The 15,799-nt window shown below is 66.8% G+C and carries 15 protein-coding genes; 2 read left to right on the top strand and 13 right to left on the bottom strand.

Annotation, left to right across the window (positions count from 1 at the left end; all coding sequences use genetic code 11):
- Positions 1–27: 27 nt before the first annotated feature.
- From ACH4DZ_RS18670 to ACH4DZ_RS18610, 13 genes are all read right to left on the bottom strand, one after another.
- Positions 28–531 (bottom strand): hypothetical protein, encoded by a 504-nt coding sequence (locus tag ACH4DZ_RS18670; protein WP_398288233.1) that lies wholly within the window; start codon positions 529–531, stop codon positions 28–30.
- A gap of 98 nt (positions 532–629) precedes the next feature.
- Positions 630–1,184: a DUF5753 domain-containing protein gene (locus ACH4DZ_RS18665; RefSeq protein WP_398288232.1), complete on the bottom strand. Its 555-nt coding sequence runs from the start codon at positions 1,182–1,184 to the stop codon at positions 630–632.
- Between the two features lie 101 nt (positions 1,185–1,285).
- Entirely contained in the window at positions 1,286–1,645 is a 360-nt protein-coding gene (locus tag ACH4DZ_RS18660) for a MazG-like family protein (RefSeq protein WP_398288231.1), read from the bottom strand.
- A gap of 151 nt (positions 1,646–1,796) precedes the next feature.
- Positions 1,797–3,686 (bottom strand): ATP-binding cassette domain-containing protein, encoded by a 1,890-nt coding sequence (locus tag ACH4DZ_RS18655; protein ID WP_398288229.1) that lies wholly within the window; start codon positions 3,684–3,686, stop codon positions 1,797–1,799.
- A 273-nt stretch (positions 3,687–3,959) separates the two neighbouring features.
- Entirely contained in the window at positions 3,960–4,982 is a 1,023-nt protein-coding gene (locus tag ACH4DZ_RS18650; protein WP_398288228.1) for a thiopeptide-type bacteriocin biosynthesis protein, read from the bottom strand.
- On the bottom strand, positions 4,964–6,190 hold the full coding sequence (locus ACH4DZ_RS18645) for a lanthionine synthetase C family protein (protein WP_398288227.1): 1,227 nt from the start codon (positions 6,188–6,190) through the stop codon (positions 4,964–4,966). Before ACH4DZ_RS18645 ends, ACH4DZ_RS18650 begins: the two co-directional genes overlap by 19 nt.
- Positions 6,187–9,210, bottom strand: coding sequence for a lantibiotic dehydratase (locus tag ACH4DZ_RS18640; RefSeq protein ID WP_398288226.1), 3,024 nt, complete (start codon positions 9,208–9,210; stop codon positions 6,187–6,189). Before ACH4DZ_RS18640 ends, ACH4DZ_RS18645 begins: the two co-directional genes overlap by 4 nt.
- A gap of 99 nt (positions 9,211–9,309) precedes the next feature.
- Positions 9,310–9,507 (bottom strand): FxLD family lanthipeptide, encoded by a 198-nt coding sequence (locus ACH4DZ_RS18635; RefSeq protein ID WP_398288225.1) that lies wholly within the window; start codon positions 9,505–9,507, stop codon positions 9,310–9,312.
- A gap of 52 nt (positions 9,508–9,559) precedes the next feature.
- Positions 9,560–10,789: a methyltransferase, FxLD system gene (fxlM, locus tag ACH4DZ_RS18630; protein WP_398288224.1), complete on the bottom strand. Its 1,230-nt coding sequence runs from the start codon at positions 10,787–10,789 to the stop codon at positions 9,560–9,562.
- 462 nt (positions 10,790–11,251) lie between these two features.
- On the bottom strand, positions 11,252–11,707 hold the full coding sequence (locus ACH4DZ_RS18625) for a DUF6415 family natural product biosynthesis protein (protein WP_398288223.1): 456 nt from the start codon (positions 11,705–11,707) through the stop codon (positions 11,252–11,254).
- Positions 11,695–12,156, bottom strand: coding sequence for a hypothetical protein (locus ACH4DZ_RS18620; protein WP_398288222.1), 462 nt, complete (start codon positions 12,154–12,156; stop codon positions 11,695–11,697). The genes ACH4DZ_RS18625 and ACH4DZ_RS18620 overlap by 13 nt, the downstream gene beginning before the upstream one ends.
- Positions 12,157–12,451: 295 nt before the next feature.
- On the bottom strand, positions 12,452–12,871 hold the full coding sequence (locus tag ACH4DZ_RS18615; protein ID WP_398288221.1) for a hypothetical protein: 420 nt from the start codon (positions 12,869–12,871) through the stop codon (positions 12,452–12,454).
- Complete coding sequence (locus ACH4DZ_RS18610) at positions 12,868–13,254, bottom strand: ATP-binding protein (RefSeq protein ID WP_398288316.1); 387 nt, start codon at positions 13,252–13,254, stop codon at positions 12,868–12,870. The genes ACH4DZ_RS18615 and ACH4DZ_RS18610 overlap by 4 nt, the downstream gene beginning before the upstream one ends.
- Positions 13,255–13,851: 597 nt before the next feature.
- Here ACH4DZ_RS18610 and ACH4DZ_RS18605 point away from each other — a divergent pair.
- Together ACH4DZ_RS18605 and ACH4DZ_RS18600 are read left to right on the top strand one after the other, a co-directional pair.
- Complete coding sequence (locus ACH4DZ_RS18605) at positions 13,852–15,105, top strand: XRE family transcriptional regulator (RefSeq protein ID WP_398288220.1); 1,254 nt, start codon at positions 13,852–13,854, stop codon at positions 15,103–15,105.
- Positions 15,102–15,644: a GNAT family N-acetyltransferase gene (locus tag ACH4DZ_RS18600; protein ID WP_398288218.1), complete on the top strand. Its 543-nt coding sequence runs from the start codon at positions 15,102–15,104 to the stop codon at positions 15,642–15,644. Before ACH4DZ_RS18605 ends, ACH4DZ_RS18600 begins: the two co-directional genes overlap by 4 nt.
- The last annotated feature ends 155 nt before the right edge of the window (positions 15,645–15,799 follow it).

The raw sequence follows: 15,799 nt of genomic DNA, 5'->3' as shown, positions 1-15,799 counted from the left end.
TAGTGTCGCGTGCTCGCATGTCCGGCGTCAGCGGGGGCGGCTGACCCCGGACATGTAGGCGCTGATGCCGCGCCGCTGAACCTTCTCACCCGGGATGATCTGGGCGCCCCTGGGGACCGGCAGGCTTTTGCGCTTCTTCCTTGTCGACTGGTCACCGCCGATCAGGTGGCGGTTGTCCACCTTCTCCGCACAGTCGGAGCCCTTCACCTCGTCATACGGACGCCGGCACCCCTTGCAGTACACCTCCAAGGCGTCTACTCGCTGGCCCGCATCGGTCTTGAACGAGCCCCGGAAGTCAGCGATAGACGCGACTCGCGGCTCTACCTGAATCTCGGCGGCGACGACCCAGGCGTGCGAGAAGTCCTGACGAGGTGCTGGCGGTTCTTTCGGAGCCTCGGGAGGGCCTGCTTTCGCTTCCGCCTTCTTCGCCGACTGTTGGGGCGCGAGGCCGGGCCGTGACGGGAACAGAGGTTCCTGCCAGAAGGCCCGGCCTGCCGCCGGTGAGAGGGGAGCGGTAGCAGCCGTCACCATTCCTCCGCCGTGTCGCTGGTGGGGTGGACACAAGCGCCAACCCCTTTTCACAGCGCGGAACGCCAACAGGCCGAGTTCTGTTACATCTGCTGGTACGCCTACAGAGCTCGCAGTTCGCTCTGGACCATGGCGTGCGCCTCCCCTCCGTACAGCGCGCCACGTGCCAAGAGGTCGAACGCCCGGCCGTAGGTAGCTACCTGCTCCGGGTCGGTGGAGGTTGGGGAGTCGGCGAAATTCTCGATTTCCACCCGTGTGCCGTCGAAGATCCCGAAGCTGTTGCCTGGGTAGATGTCGAGCTGGGCGCGGTCAGGAATCACACCCAGCTTGAGCCCGGGGAGGTCGAACGCTTCCAGCAGCCGACTGAGTTGGCCGCGCATGACGGCGGCTCCGCCGATGTTGCGTCGGAGAGCCGGTTCACCGAGGAGCACGTGGTAAGTGCGTCCGCCCGTTCCGATGAGCGCGGCTCGGGCGGTGCGGGCGGCCACTCCGTCTTCGATGTCGTCGGGAAAGCCGTGGAAGTCCACCACCAGGCGCAGGATGGCCCGAGCGTACTCCGGAGTCTGGAGATTGCCCCAGATAATGTTCTGGCAGTAATTCTTGGTGTCCTTGGTCTGGCGGACTAGTTCAAGGAATGCTTGCTGCGTGGGCCCCATCCCCTCCTGATGCCACTCAGCCCAAGGTTTCGAGGGGTCGCTTGGAGGCGTCATTTTCCAGTTCCTTTCGACGAGTACCGGTCTGTTGAGGCTCTGCTACATCACGATGACGAGTTGGTGGGCGCGGTTCGTTCTGGGGGAAGGAACTTCGCCGACTTGGCCAGGAGTTGCTGGTGGAGGTAGACAGCAGCATCATCGGGCCGCATACGGGCCAGGGTGACCAGCCCGGTGATTACGACGTCCGCGACTTCGGCCTGGGCGTCCTGCCATGTGTGACTATTTCCCTTACGCGGGTTGGTCCCGCGGGCGCCCATGACGGCCTGGGCTGCTTCGCCAGTTTCCTCGGCGATCTTCAGTACTTGGAGCGTCCACTGCTCCTCCAGGGGAAGGCCGCGTTCTGCATCGTGAGCGGTGAAGCGTGCGGCCAAGGTGTTAATGATGTTCCACGTGTCGCTCTGCAAGGGGGTGGGTCCTCGTTCGTGGCTATGGAGGTCTGGCGTGGGCTTCGGCTCAGCGGGGTCGGTCAGAGTAGTCACGTTGAGGTTCCATTCGAGCGAAGGAGCATTGGGCGCCCCTACTGGTTTGAGTGGCCCTGCTGGTGTGAGGGGGGATTCAGCGGTCTTTCCCGAGCGCGACAAGTTCAGCGAAGAGGCCGTCAGCTTGCGCTAGTTCCTCGTACTGTCCGTGCTCGATGACTCGACCCTTGTCCATGACGAGGATGCGGTCAGCGAGTTTCGTGTTCTCCAACTGGTGTGTGACCACGATGGTGATGCGGTCGGCGGCACTGCCCTTGATCTTCTCGAAGATTTGGTGTTCACCTCGGGCGTCCATTTGTGAGGTCGGCTCATCCAGAATGAGCAGTTCAGGTCGCCTGTAGATTGCGCGAGAACAGGCAAGGCGCTGCCATTGTCCGCCGGAGAGTTCGGCACCGCCGAAGACTTCACGGGCGAGTAGCGTCTCGATACCGTCGGGTAGAGCCTCAACCGCCTCCCGCATACCCACGGCATCGATCGCTTCCCATACGGATCGGTCATCATGAGTGCGGGGCTGCCCGAGGGTGACGTTCTCCCGGACACGCAATGGCCACTGCGCGAATAGTTGCGGGACGAGACCGGTACGTGCCCAAACGCTGTCCTGGTGAAGATCGGCGAGGTCTGCCCCATTCCACAGAATGCGCCCCTTGTCGGCCAAATAGATGCCGGTGATAAGACGGAGGAGGGTTGACTTCCCGCTGCCGTTCTCGCCGACGATGGCCAGGATCTCACCGCGTCGCAGCGAGAAGGAGACGCCATCGACGGCCGGGCGGTCCTTGCCGGGGTACTGGTAGCCCACGTTGTCGATGCGGATCTCCTCCACGACCGAGGGCGCGGGAACCTCGCCGCGCTGGGGTGCGCGGCGAGCAGCATCGTCGAGGAACGCGTGCATATCGGTCAGATACAGACTGGTGTGGAACAGGGCCGCCCCGTTGACGACGACCTGGGACAGCGCTGCCAGGGTGGTCTGAACGGCGACGACCGCAGTGGCGGCAAGAGCGAGTTCGATGCGCCCGGTAACCGCCATCCAGGCGAGAGCGGCCCACGCCAGGAGCAGGAAGAAACCACCGACCGCCGCGGACAGCAGGGTAATGCGCAAGGTGCGGGGAGCAACGGCGAGGAGACGGCCATCGATGCGCTGGGACAAAGAGCGATACCAGAACAGCAAATAGCCGGTCATCCCATTGGCCCGGACTTCGTCACCGTGTTTCGGGGTGGTCGCCCACCAGCGCATCATGTGGCGCACGTTGCGGTCCGAGACGTTGGCGTAATGCATCTCGTAATCGACTCGTGCGGTGAGGAGCGCGCCGACCCCGGCAGGAATGACGGCGAGAAGGAGCAGGGGCAGCATCGCCCAGTGCAGCACCGACAGGATTCCGCTTGCGGCCACCATTCTGATGAGGGCCGCCATGAAGCGCTGCGCATCGTTCACCATCACGTGAGTGCGCGTCACGCCCATCTCCGCTGCTTCCTGCCGGTCGGCAAAGCCGTCATGGGCATAGGCGGAGGCTTCGACGCGGCACACCGCTTCGACGAGCGCCACGTCGGCGGAGGTTGTCAGCGGCGGTGTGAGCCTGCGGTCGGCGTAGGAGGCGAGCGCACCGGACAGCTTCCCCGAGGCTGCGGCGCCGGCGACGACGAGTAGAGCGGGCAGAGCCGCATGGAGTCGGTCGTCCACGGCGCCGGGGGCCAGGATGGGACGCATGGCGTGCGCGGTCGCGGCCAGACCTAGCGCGGCCGCGGCTCCTGTGACGAGTTGGCAGGCCACGAGAAGGAGAACGGCCGTGCGGTCGAGGCGCCACGCCATGCGGCAGATCCCGCGCAGCACGGATGGCAGCCGAGAGCACATGTGCGCAAACGAGACCTCCCCGAGGGGGTTGGTGGAGTATTCGCCGCTGTAGCGAATCTCCGCAGGTGGTGGAGGGGGAGGTACGTCCTCACGTTCCGTCGAGGCGTCGGTGACAGTCACCTGGGGCTCCTCCTTGGGGTCAACTCCGAGCCTGGGTGGCGCGGTAGTGCTTGGCATAACGACGCCCGTGAGGAATCGAACGCGCTCGATTCCGGACTCGTTGACGCCCTTGAACCGCATGAGGAGAGCGTGTGTCCGCAGTGCTGGGGGCCCTTCTTGGGCGGCGTGGGTTGGCCGAATCGCCGAGGTCTGAAACCCCTGTGACAGGTGAGGTTTCCGAAGGGGTCGGTCCTGGTGGGGGTCGGCGATGCCACTCGGTTCGCGATTCGTTGATCAGCCCGGTTCCTGCGCGTCTTGGGGCGGATCGAGGATCGCGGTACGGGCGGCCAGCGCGAGGGCGCTCTGGGCGCCGAGGGAGAGACCGAGCCGGTTCCAGTGGAAGATGACGTGGTAGGCCAAGACCCGCCGGATTCCACGGTCGAGAGAACCAAATGCGACGCCTTCTTTGAGTGCGTTGCCCGTGCGATGGAAGGCTGCGGCCCACTCGGCAAGGGGATGCAGAGGCCCACCGTCGCCGAATACGGGGCCGTCCGGTGCGGTGTCGCTGACGAGAAGTTCTCGGATTTGCCGGGTCATTCCCCCAAGGCGTCCTTCAAGGACCTTGCCCGTGGACGTGCGGTGTTCCTCGTTGATGACGCGATCCCAAACGTCGCCTTGCTCCAGCCACTCCAGGCCCGCTGCACGCATCATGACCGTGCACAGGAGAGCGGATAGTTCCCGCCGGCCGAGGTGTACGTCTGTTCTGCTGTGCAGGGTCAGGATCTGAGTGCTGTCCGCAGCGAAAAGGAGGTGCGCGTTCATCATCCCGGAGGCGCCCCCGAAGGCCGCGGTCTCGGGCTCGTAAATGCCCGGCCACCAACGGGTGAGGTGGCCTTCCTTGACCAGTTCATCCAACCGCGTTCCGAGTTCGGCGTGCACCTGGGTCTCCGGACCGCCGTGGACGCGCAGACGCCAGCAGGGGTGCTTGCGGATGAACCACCACAGAGAGATCGTGCCGCGCTCCTGCAGCGTGCCGAGGAGCGGCACCAGGTGTGCGGCCGCGGTCCGCTCGGCGTGGGGCCAGTCGGGGAACTCTATATAGAACTGCCACCAATTCGTGCGCCGTTCCTGTCGATCAAGAGCTTCACCCCCGGCCTGCTTGAACACCTCCACAGCATCGGACAGCGTTACGGGTTCCATACCCGCCCCGCGGGCTACCTCGTCGAGGCGCCCTCCAGCCAGGACGTCGAGAACAGCGCGGCCCACGGGGCTGGGGTCGGGGGATTCGGCAACGGGGATCAGTTGATCAGCAGACATGCATCCCATCCAGTGATCGGCGGTCGGTCGGCTGCGACGGTGGTGAGGGCGAGGGCGTATCCGGCGTCGCCTTCCAGAAGGCCCGGCCCATCCCCAGCCGCTGGGCGAGCGTGGGCGACCAGGTTCTTGCGGAGAGCTGGGAGCTGGGCAGCCAGGTGCGGGGTGCCGGCGTCGTGGGCTGCTCTGAAGACGGTCTGGTACAGGCCCGGCCAGCCGTGGCAGAGACCCCCATCGGTGATCCGGGCGAGCTGTACGGGGTCGCTCAGACACTGGTGGAGGGCGTTCTCGTACATGCGTTGAAGGGCGGAGTCGCCAAGGGCGATCCCGGCGAGTTGACCGGCGCGGGCGATGCCGGGTGTGCCGTAGCACCACGAGGGCCGGGCGGGCCCGTGCTGGTGCGGTCGACCCGTTTTGAGGTCGGTGAGCGTGAGGTGTTCGGGCCACCACGGTCCGGTGTCGCTTTCCTGCCGCCACGTGTCGAGGTGGTCGCAGATGGCGCGGATGGCCTCGGCCTGGCCGTCGACCTGGATGCCGCGGCGATGGGCTTGAGCGAGGAGCAGGAGCGGCCCGGTGATGCCGTGGGCGACACCGAGGTTGCCGTGGCCGCCCGGCAGCCTGTCCGTACGCCTCATGTCGTGGTCTACCCACCATCCGAGGGTGCTGTGGCCGTCGCAGTCGAGAGGGTGTGTCAGCGAGACGAGGTAGCGCAGGACCTTCTCCATCGCGTCGCTGTTGGGGGCGGTGCGTAGCAGGTAGGCGCCGATGCCGGTGAGCCCGTAGAAGGTGTCGTACTCGGCGAAGTTCGCGTGCGCGCCTCGGTACATGCGGGCGAGGGCACTGCCGACGCGGCGGTGCGCCAGGTTCACGACGTGGCTGTGCAGGGCGGTGCGCGCGTCACGGTAGAGGTGTTCCACGGAGTCCGGGACGCTCTGCAGGATGAACGCGATGGCGGGGGCACCGAGGTAGAGGCCGGTGCTGTCGGTGGCGGTGATTTCACCGGCGGCGGCCTGCCCGATCCAGCGGTGCGCGGAGTGCCACGTCGCCTGGCCGGTGGCGGCCTGCTCGATGTGGAACAAGGCGATGCCGGCCGCGCCGGTGGCGAGGGATTGCCCGGCCCACGGCTCGTCCTTCGGGGGTGTGGAGGGCTGGCTGAGGGCGGCGGTGAAATCCTGGACGAGGGTGTGGGCTTGATCCATTACCTCGGTCATCGGGCCGCCTTGACCGGCTGATGGCGTAAGGCCACGGTGCGGGCGAGGTACAGGGTGGCGGCTTCGACGGTGGGGTCGACTCCGAGGGCCCGCACGTGGTGCTGGTGCAGCAACGAGCGCAGCACGGTGCCGGGGTCGTGCTGCTCCGTGGTGAGGGTCTGCCGGTAGGCGGCGAGACAGCGCCCGCGTTCTGCCCATGCGGCGGTGAGGTCGGTGCCGCCCTCGGATGTGTAGAGCTGGAGAGCCTGGGCGCGGTGGTCCCGGTCGGGCCTCCCGTGGGCGGGGGTGTTCTCGATCAGCCATCGCCATGCGTCATTGGCGGAGGGCAGGAGATGGGCAGCGAGGTTGACCAGGCTCGCGGCTGTCACCGCTTGGGGCGGGATGTGCGAACCGGCGGAGAGGCGGATCTGCGCGAGGGCCGCCGCGGAGTCTGCGGCGAACACCTCGTGCGCCGCGTCCATTGCGGTGTGTGCGCCAAAGCGCCCGGTCTGGGGCCGGTATGGCTCCAAGGTCACACGGGCAAGAAGGCGTTGGTAGTGCAGGACGCTCGCCCACCGGTTCACGGCGGCTGCCACGGCGGCATGTTCGGCCGGAACGATGAGCAGGTTCAGCGCGAGGTGCTGACCGGTCTCGGGGCGGGCGAGCTGGCGGTGGCGGGTGAACCACCACGTGGGCTCGGATTCGAGCGAGGCAAACAGCCGTGAGAGGTGGCGGTCCAGGATCTCGTCGAACCGATCGGGGTGAGCGTGCAGGTGCATCTGAAGTACCGAGCCAGCCCCGGGGAACTGGATGGGCGCCTGGGTGTCCTGGTGGGGCCGAAGTACCGGCAGTGACCGCTTGGTGGGGGTGGTTCGTACGAACGGGAGCACGACGTCGTGCGCGCGGCCGATCCAGCCGTGGGCGTCGGGGTCCGCAGCCTGGCGAAGCTCCAGGCCGGGCCCCTCGTACATACGGGAACGCACGAGGCGGCGGTGCACGGGATGGTTGAGGTCCAGGGGCAGACGCTGGTCGTATTCCATCAGGCAGACGTAGCGGGCGACGTCCATGCGCCTGCGCCAGGCCGCGAATGCCTGCTCCCAGTCGTTGTGCGATGCGGAGCGGCCGGGCATCCCGCGGTTGTCGAGGAGCCAGCGGGCCGGGGCCAGGGTGGAGCGGCCATAGCGCACACGGGGCAGGTACGGCAGGCGGGAGGCGGCGCCGAAGTCGAAGGGTTTGTAGGCCGCGTGCCGGGCGCCGGCGACCTCGGCCAGGAACCGGGCCAGGGGCGGAGTCTGGATACCGGCCTCCAGAGCATGGAGGACGCGCGCGTCGATCGGGCGACCGGTGGAGATCTGGACGAGGTGGAGACTGCGGGCGTCGGCGGTGACGCCGACGTCATCCAGGGCGATTGCCGTGGCGCCCTCGACCGGATGCTCGGCGAGCGGGATCACGTAGGGCAGCAGCTGAGGGGTTCGGGAGACGTTCTCGTTGCGGCGCCGCCGCGGGCCGAAGGAAAGCTGCGCGGTGATCGCATCGTCCCGGGTCGTGTACGAGTCGGCGATCCGCCGCTGCTGATCGGCGGGCAGCAGATGGGCGAAGCGCCCGAGCATGCTGCTCCCGGGTCGGGGGACACCGATGACTTCGATACTGAACTCGCCCTGGACCAGTGCGCGCGTAGAGGGAGCGTGGACCTCGAAGCCGAGTTCGCAGCGGTCTGCGTAGAGCGGCTCATCAATGCCTGCGGCTTCGACAAGTTCGGTGATCGTGGGCTCATCGAGGACGAGGTCGCCACGGCCGCTCTGCTGGATGAGCTTGAGGAGCACGGTGTCGCGGTCGGTGAGCAGCGTGGGAGCTTTGCGCCGATCGGAGCCGACATATCCGGCGGGCCAGCCCAGACCGCTGTCGGCGACCAGGTCGAGGACGGGAACGCTCGTGCCGACGCCGTATTCGGCACGGAACCGGCGGTGGTAGTCCCGCCAGTGGTGGTAGCCGTAGGGCAGCGGGCTGAGGCGGTGCAGGACGGTGACGGCGTTCTGCGCCTCGGTCACGACGGCCGAGGGCAACTGGACCGATGTGTGCAGGACGGTGTCCACGAGCACCGGCACGGGCGCGATGGCCGACTGGGAGGCCATGCGGGTGGTGAGCGCCTGCAGATTGGTGGCTGCGGCGGTCTCGTGGTGTGAGGCCAGATCGTCGCGCAGGTCGTACAGGCTGCGGGCGTAGTCCCCGACGTCGGGCAGGGAGTGCGCGTCGGCCTTCTTCAGCTCTGCGCAGACGTGGTCGAGCGCGTCGAGGACCGTCATGGGCGGGCGCAGGCTGGTGATGAGGAGGTTCTGTGTGAGGAGTTCGCGCAGGACCGCCTCGATCCCTCCTCCGGCTCCGGCCGGGAACAGGGCCGTCAGGTGATCACGTAGGTCCTGGTAGCGGATCGGCTTCTGGGCGGCGTGCATCGCCGCCTTCACCGGCCGGGTGAGGCGCATGGATATCTCGACGGGCGCCATGAGGCGGGCGTGGCCATCGGCGGGCGGGCCGGGCGCAGCGAGACGGTCACCGCGGACGTAGGCAGTGTTGTTGGCGATGACGGGGAGCCGTTCGAGGAGGTCGGCGTCGTTCTCCAGGTGCTGGATGACGTCGCTGATCCACTCGCCGTCGGCGCGCAGCCTCACGGGGTGGTCATGGCCCCAGCCCACGCGCGGTGCTGTCTCGACCGTCAGCGGGGCAGTCCCGGCGAACAGGCCGAAGGGGGTGGGGCGTTGCCGCCAGCGCAGGAGGTAGGAGACGACGGACAGGGCGGCCCGGCGGATCTGGCGGGACGGCGGGGGCGTGCCGCGGACGATGCTTTCCACCGTCTGGGAGAGAACGGGGCTGGCAGTACTCAGGGCGTTGCGTACGTCGGGCCGCTGCCAGATCCGCACGAGCCACGTGCGGGTACTCACCGCATCGTCCAGGTTGAGGCCCGGGGGGATATCGGCGGGGCTCGGGTCGGTGGTGGCGCGGAGCATGGCTGCGCCCGTCCACTGGTACCTGATGGCGTCAGCCATGAGAACTCGGTCCTTCCGGCAAAGGGTGGCGGCTGTGGCGGGCGCGGGGGCGCCGAACAGAGCTGTTCGACGCCCCCGCTTGACCGGTCGTGCGTCAGGTCAGGCCGGGTCCTCGACGAAGCTGTTGCAGGACGAGGCGCTGCCGGCGCAGGTTCCGCCACACCCGTCGCCGGTGGAGCACATCAGCTTCCCGATGGGGTGGGCAGCGACGATCACCTTGACGTCCAGCGGGGCGAAGTCGTCCTCCTCGCCGAAGGTGGCCTGCGGCGCTTCCAGAACTGCACTGGTGGGGCTCATATCGATCCTCCTGGTTGACGGGGTGGTACCTGGCAGACCTGGCTCGCAGCTCTCAGGCCGCGGGCCAGGAGAGTGAGATCCGGCTGTGGACCTTGTCGATGACCCGGTCCGCGGGGATCTGGTCATCGGGGGTGCCGGCCGGATAGACCCGGATGCTCGGGCTGGGGCCGCCGCGCCGGTGGGCCTCCCAGTCGCGCAGGACGTCGGCGATCCTCGCGGCGAACTGTTCGGCGTTCGGGCCCAGGGCGTGCACGCCGTACTCGACGTGCTTGTTGTCCTCGGTGCGGCGGGTGACGAGGTAGGCGAAGGTGTCCTCTTCGACGGCGGCGAGGGCGTACCGCTTGTTCACCGGGGCGACCAGACCGGTGTCCAGATCCTCATCGACGGCCATGGTGCAGAAGCCCGGCAGGCTGATCGCCAGATGCATCTGGAAGGTGTCGAGCAGTTCGGACAGGCCGATGGTGACGCCGGTCCACAGCTCGTAGCGCGGTGTCGTGACGGCGTTGTCGAGCTTGCTGGGCTCGGCGGGCAACCCGTCGTCAAAGCGCAGGCCGATCTCCGGGGTTCCGTTGACGAGCAGGAGCTGTTCATCGTGCTCGGTCGTGCCCTGCATGGGAACGAATCCGCAGATCTTCGCCGACTCCGACTCCAGGTGGTCACCGACACGGGTGAAGGCGACGGAGCGGGTCAGGCCGCGCATCCGCAGCGGCACGACGAGACGACCACCCGGCTCCAGCTGATCGGTCCAGGCCGGCGGGATGTCCCAAGCCCCGACGGTGACGAGGATGACGTCCACTGCGCCGAGGTCGGGGATCGGCTCGGCGGCGTCCGCGGTGACCACGCGCACCTGGTCGTAGTCGTTCTCGGCGAGGAGTCGTTCGGCGCGTTCGGTGACCTCCGAGTCGATATCAACCGTGGTTACATGCCCGCCAGACCCGACGAGTTCGGCTAGATAAGCGGCATTGAGGCCGCCCGAACCGATCTCCAGGACACGCATTCCCGGCTTGAGCTGACACTGCTCCAGCTGGATGGCCTGGATCTGCGGGGCAGAGACGCTGCTGATCTGCACGCCGTACTCGTCGGTCTTGGTGATCACGGCTGAGTACGGCGCGTACACCTCTTCCAGCGGCGTGCCCGCCGGGGTGAAGCGGTCTCGGGGCACCTTCTTCATGGCCGCCTCGACCTCCGCCGTGGTGATCCAGCCCTCATCCCGCAACTGGTCGATGATCTTGTGGCGCAGTCGCGTGGCTTCGTTGGGGGCTACGGTCGAAACATCGGTCACAGGAGGTTCCTTCGGTGGTGTGTGCGCGTTTGTGAAGGCGCGTGCTCTATGCCGTCGGCGACGCTAGCCAGGCGGCTGTACTGGGGATGCGGTTACGTGCCGCTGGGCCAGGTGACCGACGGAGTTCGGCTGAAAAGCGGTCTCGGATATCGCCACCGCTGTTCTCCCTTCCTTCGTTGAGCCGGTTCGTATGGGGAGGAGTCCTGTATAGGAACGGGGCTCCTCCCCACACGGTTCATCCGGCACCGGCCCTTGTTCAGGCCCGGCTGCCGGGTGGTGCGCCCGCCTACCGATCGGTACGTGGCACTTGACCGCGGGCGGGCGGCTCAGGGGCCGGCCGCTTGCTCCCCCACGGAGTGCGGCCGGGGCACGGCTTGGTGCCGCCTCCTCCGGGACGATCTCGGGCCCTCGTGAACCGCACGAAGATCCACACGCCCGGGAGGAATCCCCAGTCATGGGGGGTTACTCCCGCTGCGGTGCCTCTACGTGGCGCGCGCGGGCTTGTTCGCGGCCGACCTCGCCGATCGTGCGATTCAGGGCTTGGGCGAGACGAGCGAGGTTCTGCGCGCGGTGGGCGGCCGACCGGCGGGAAGCGCTCTGCACCAAAGGCTTCAGGGGAAGCCGCCTGCTGGCCTCGCTGAGAGTCGCCTGTGCACTGATGCAGAGGTCCGAGTCCGCAGGCAAGCTGCGGAGCTGCGATTCCAGGTCGGCGGCGACGATCCTGCCGTAGTCGGTGAACTGCCGGGCCAAGCTCAGAGCATCTTTGACGGCCGGGAGAGCGGGGCCGTCTATATCCCAGGACAACGCAGCCTCGACGAGGGCCAAGACCTCGACCTTGTCGGGGACCGTGGGGATGTCCTCGCGTGCTTCGCATGGCGCCACAGCAATCGCCAGACTCTCAGGAATCAGCGAAGCCATGAGATCACCTGCTCCGCCGCCAAGAGCTGGTACTGCCAAGCCCGCGTGACGATATGAGCGGGGTTCCTCGCCCCGAGATTCGACATCAGGTCGCGGCCGTCCCGGCGGACGATGTTGACCGGACGCTTCAGCTCGGTGGCCATCTGCGCGGAACGCATGCCCCTCGCGACGAACGGCACGAGCTGACGCTGCTCAAGCGGCACGTGCAGCCCCGCGCAGTCCAGCAGATTCGGCCGGTCGATGGCTTCGGTGGCGAAGCCGACGGCGATGGCGGCAGCTGTGTCACTCACTCCATACAACCTCCGCTTCGCCAGCTTGAGGTAGCCGGCAGCTGTGCCTTCCCTGATCTTGAGGGCCTGAGCGACTGAACTGAGCGTGCTGCCATCGCATAAGCCCTCGATGACTTGCCGCTCTCTGGGGGCGAGGATGATCCTCGCGATCGTGGTCACTGCTGCGCTCCCTTCTGGCGGGCGTGAGTTCTCTGCCGGCACAGCTCGGCGAATCGCCCTTCGTCAGCGGCTACCAAGCTGTGTATGACCGGGACCGGTCGGCGGCGCGGAGAGCGGTGCAGGCCAGCGAGGGTGAACGCGCAAAGCACTGCACCGATGATGCAGAGGGTGCTCCGCCCCGCGCCGGGGCGCTTCGGCTCCCATAGGGGGACGTGCGGAGCCGTGTTTTCCCGGCGCCGGGCGGAGAGTCGGGCAGCCAGGGGAAGCAGCCCGGCGTATGGGGCGGGGGGATGCGTCATGAGGGATCGTCCTCCCTCAGCTCAGCGAGTTCCCCCATCAGGTCGAGGACGCTGAGGATCGAACTGGCGAAGCGCACCAGATGACCGTGGGCGTCATCCGGGCCCGGAAACTCGCTGCTCCGGTCCATGACGGCGTCCATCTCCGGCGGGTAGGGCTTCAGCAGGCGCTCGACAACTTCCTTGAGCACCGGCGCCACATCCTTCAGCCGGTCCGAGATGACCAAACTGTCTTCCGGGCTGAGGCGCGCGGCGTTCTCGCCCAGGACGGTCTCCAGATCGTCGTACAGGTCGACGGTGACCGCGTCGGAGGCAAGGAAGCGGCGTAGGCCGAGGTCGACTCGGCTGGCTGTCTCCGCGTCGTGGGCCCACGCTGCGACGGGTAATGGAGCGGCGCTTTCGTACATCACGGCGGTCATCCGTTCCTCCCCGAGGAGAGGCGGAAGGCACACCACGTGGTGTGGCCGTCGTCGCTGACTCCCCAGTTGTGGGCGAGGACGGCGACGAGGAAGAGGCCGCGGCCGGAGAGGTCGTCATCATCGGCCTGGGCGAGCCGGGCGGGGGCCGGATTGCCGTCCGTGACCTCGACCCGCAGCTCGCCGTCGACGCAGATGGCTTTCAGCCCTACGGCGCCGTACCCGTGCTGGATACCGTTGGTCACGAGTTCCGACACTGCGAGGATCACGTTCTCAGCGGTCGACTTCGGTACTCGCCACAGCCGCAGGTGTGCTGCGGTGATCTTGCGCATGTGTGCGACTCGGCACTCGTCCGGGGTGAAGGCAACCGCGAACCCAGGGCCGATGCCCTGCTGTATTTCGCACGCGGCAACGACGACTGCAGACGTTGCGGGGCTCATCATGCTCCTCCTCCCGGTCGAGCGCCGTGGGAGAGGATGCGTCGTGCAGCGCCGTTACGTCGTGCACTTCTCACCTCGCCGTCGGACACCCCGGACGAGGGCTCGTGTACCTCCGCCGAGTGGGTCACTCGCTGCTTCGCCCTCCCCAGGGGAACGCGGTTCCACGGCAGGTCGACGCTGTCCAAGCGGTCGGCGCTCACAGTGTCGGTTGTGCCAGTGGAGGCGTTCATGTGGAGTGCTCCCGCTCGTCTGGTAGCTGGCCTACAAGAGCGAACCGCCAATCCGCGGTGCACGGAATGGGGTCAAGGGCTTGGGGGTGGTCAAGGTGATCAAAGATCACTAACGGCCACCTGGTTGGTACGGCACAGAGGCGAGATCCCCCATGCCGAGGTGCGGTGTGACGGCTAATACTCAGTCAACGACGCTCGGTGACCGGACGACAGGAAGAGTCCAAGGTCCGCGCCTCACCATCGACCGGAAGACTTTACGTTCCCATTGCCTAGATTCTGGGCAGTTCAGTAGCGGCGGTACTACTTTCGGTGCATGGGAGCGAACGTCATCCTTCAGAAGCGGATGGATGAACTCGGCGTGACACAGGACGAGTTGGCTGACCGCTGCAACCAGGCGTTACTGGAGATCACCGGCAGACCTGGGGACATGTCCTCGCGCACGATCCGGAACCTGCTCAACGGGACGACCCGGCGGCCAATCGGCCGTACTTGCGCTGCACTTGAGCGTGTGTTCGGCTGCCCCGTGGCGGACCTGGGGTTCAACACCCCCAGCACCATGCAACATTCTCCGGAGGGCCCCGTGCGGCGTCGTGACTTCATCGTTGCCACCACAGGAACGGCGGCCGGCGCTGTGCCCCTCGGGAAGCAGCGTCGCTCGGTAGGCATGACGGACGTCGATCGGGCCTCCGCAGGCATGAATAAGCTCGTCGCAGCGGACGACCGTCAGGGCGGACACCGTTCCCTTGCTGCCGCGGCCATCGAGGGCCGCGCCAAGATCCTGGAACTCCAGCAGCGAAATGCCAGTGAAAGCGTGCGCCGGGCCTTGTACGCCCTCGCCGCCGAATACACGACTATCGCGGCGTGGGCGTGCATCGACCTGCGGGAGCTGGACGCAGCGCAGGGGCATCTTCACGAGTCCACGACCTTCGCGGGGTTGTCTCAAGACTCTGCGACCGGAATGCGGGTGTGGATCAACGTGGCGATGCTGGCGTACCAGCGAAAGAACTGGCCCGAGCAACTAGCGGCCGCGCAGGCGGCCAACGCCTCGAAGGCAGCTCGGAGAGACCCCTTCTTTAGCTCCATGGGTCGGGTACGCCTCGCCCTCGCCCACTCATCACTGGGCGATCCGAGAGCAGCCAAACGTGCCCTTGGATCAGCGCAAGAAACCCTGCGGAAGGCAGCCGCGGACGAGCGGCCACGCTGGACTGCGTTCTACGGGCCAGCAGAACTTAATCACCTTGCGGCCGTCATCCTGAACCGCAACGGTGAAGCTACCCACGCCGAGGCCATGGCCCATCGCGCCCTCGCCAAGATTCCGGTGGAGTTCCAGCGCAACCGTGCTCTGGCTACATGCCAGCTCGCCCTCGCGCAGCTCCGACAGGACGAACCCGAGCGGGCGACGGAGACTGCGGCCACTGTTTTCCAGATCATGGACGGCGCTCCGCTTCCAGGACGGATGCGCACCCTGATCGGAGATTTCCACCGAGACCTGTTCCGGCTAGCGCCGTCCACGGCGTATGCACGCGACTGGGCCGACCGTATGCGAGAAGAATGGAGTCGAGCGTGACCAGGCTGATCGACCTGCGCCACTACAACCACGGAAGCCTCCCCGAGGGCTTCAAGCAGCTGCTGATCGACGTACACGCTGATTCCTATGCCGAAGCCATGGACAACGAGTTCAACCAACGGTTCCCGTGGTTCGTCGATCACTGGTCCAGCATGGACGGATTCACCTGCGTTGTCGCCTTCGAGGATGAGCAGCCGACGGGGTTCGCGTACGGCGCCCCGCTGCAAGCCGGCCGTGAGTGGTGGCGCTCGACCGCGTTCGAACCGAACAACGGCTACACCGCGACCTACGCAGTCTCCGAGGTCATGGTGCGGCCGAAGTGGCGCAAGCAGGGAATTGCAGACCAGCTGCACGAGGCGCTGCTGAGTACGCGCAACGAAGACCTGGCCGTGCTCTTGGTCGACGTGACTCACCCCAAGGTGCAAGCCCTCTATGAGCGGTGGAGCTACCGCAAGACTGGCGAGCAGCAGCCGTTCGCCGACTCTCCGGTCTACGCAGTGATGGTCCGGGACCTCCGCGATGGGCCCCGCCCCACATGAGTTCGGCACTTGCGATCGAGCTCCGATCGTTCACCGACCTGGACGTGGCGCATCCAGAGTCGGAGTGGTGACCCTGGAGAGGGTGAGTTTGCGACACCTTCCCTGTGTCGAGCACCAGTTGAGCACTACGTTGGATATGTGCCCGCTCCCGGGCT

The sequence above is a fragment of the Streptomyces sp. NPDC017991 genome (assembly GCF_044328075.1).
Classification (GTDB): Bacteria; Actinomycetota; Actinomycetes; order Streptomycetales; family Streptomycetaceae; genus Streptomyces.
The sequence above is the reverse complement of the archived record's forward strand: the minus strand, read 5'-3'. Positions and strand labels throughout refer to the sequence as shown.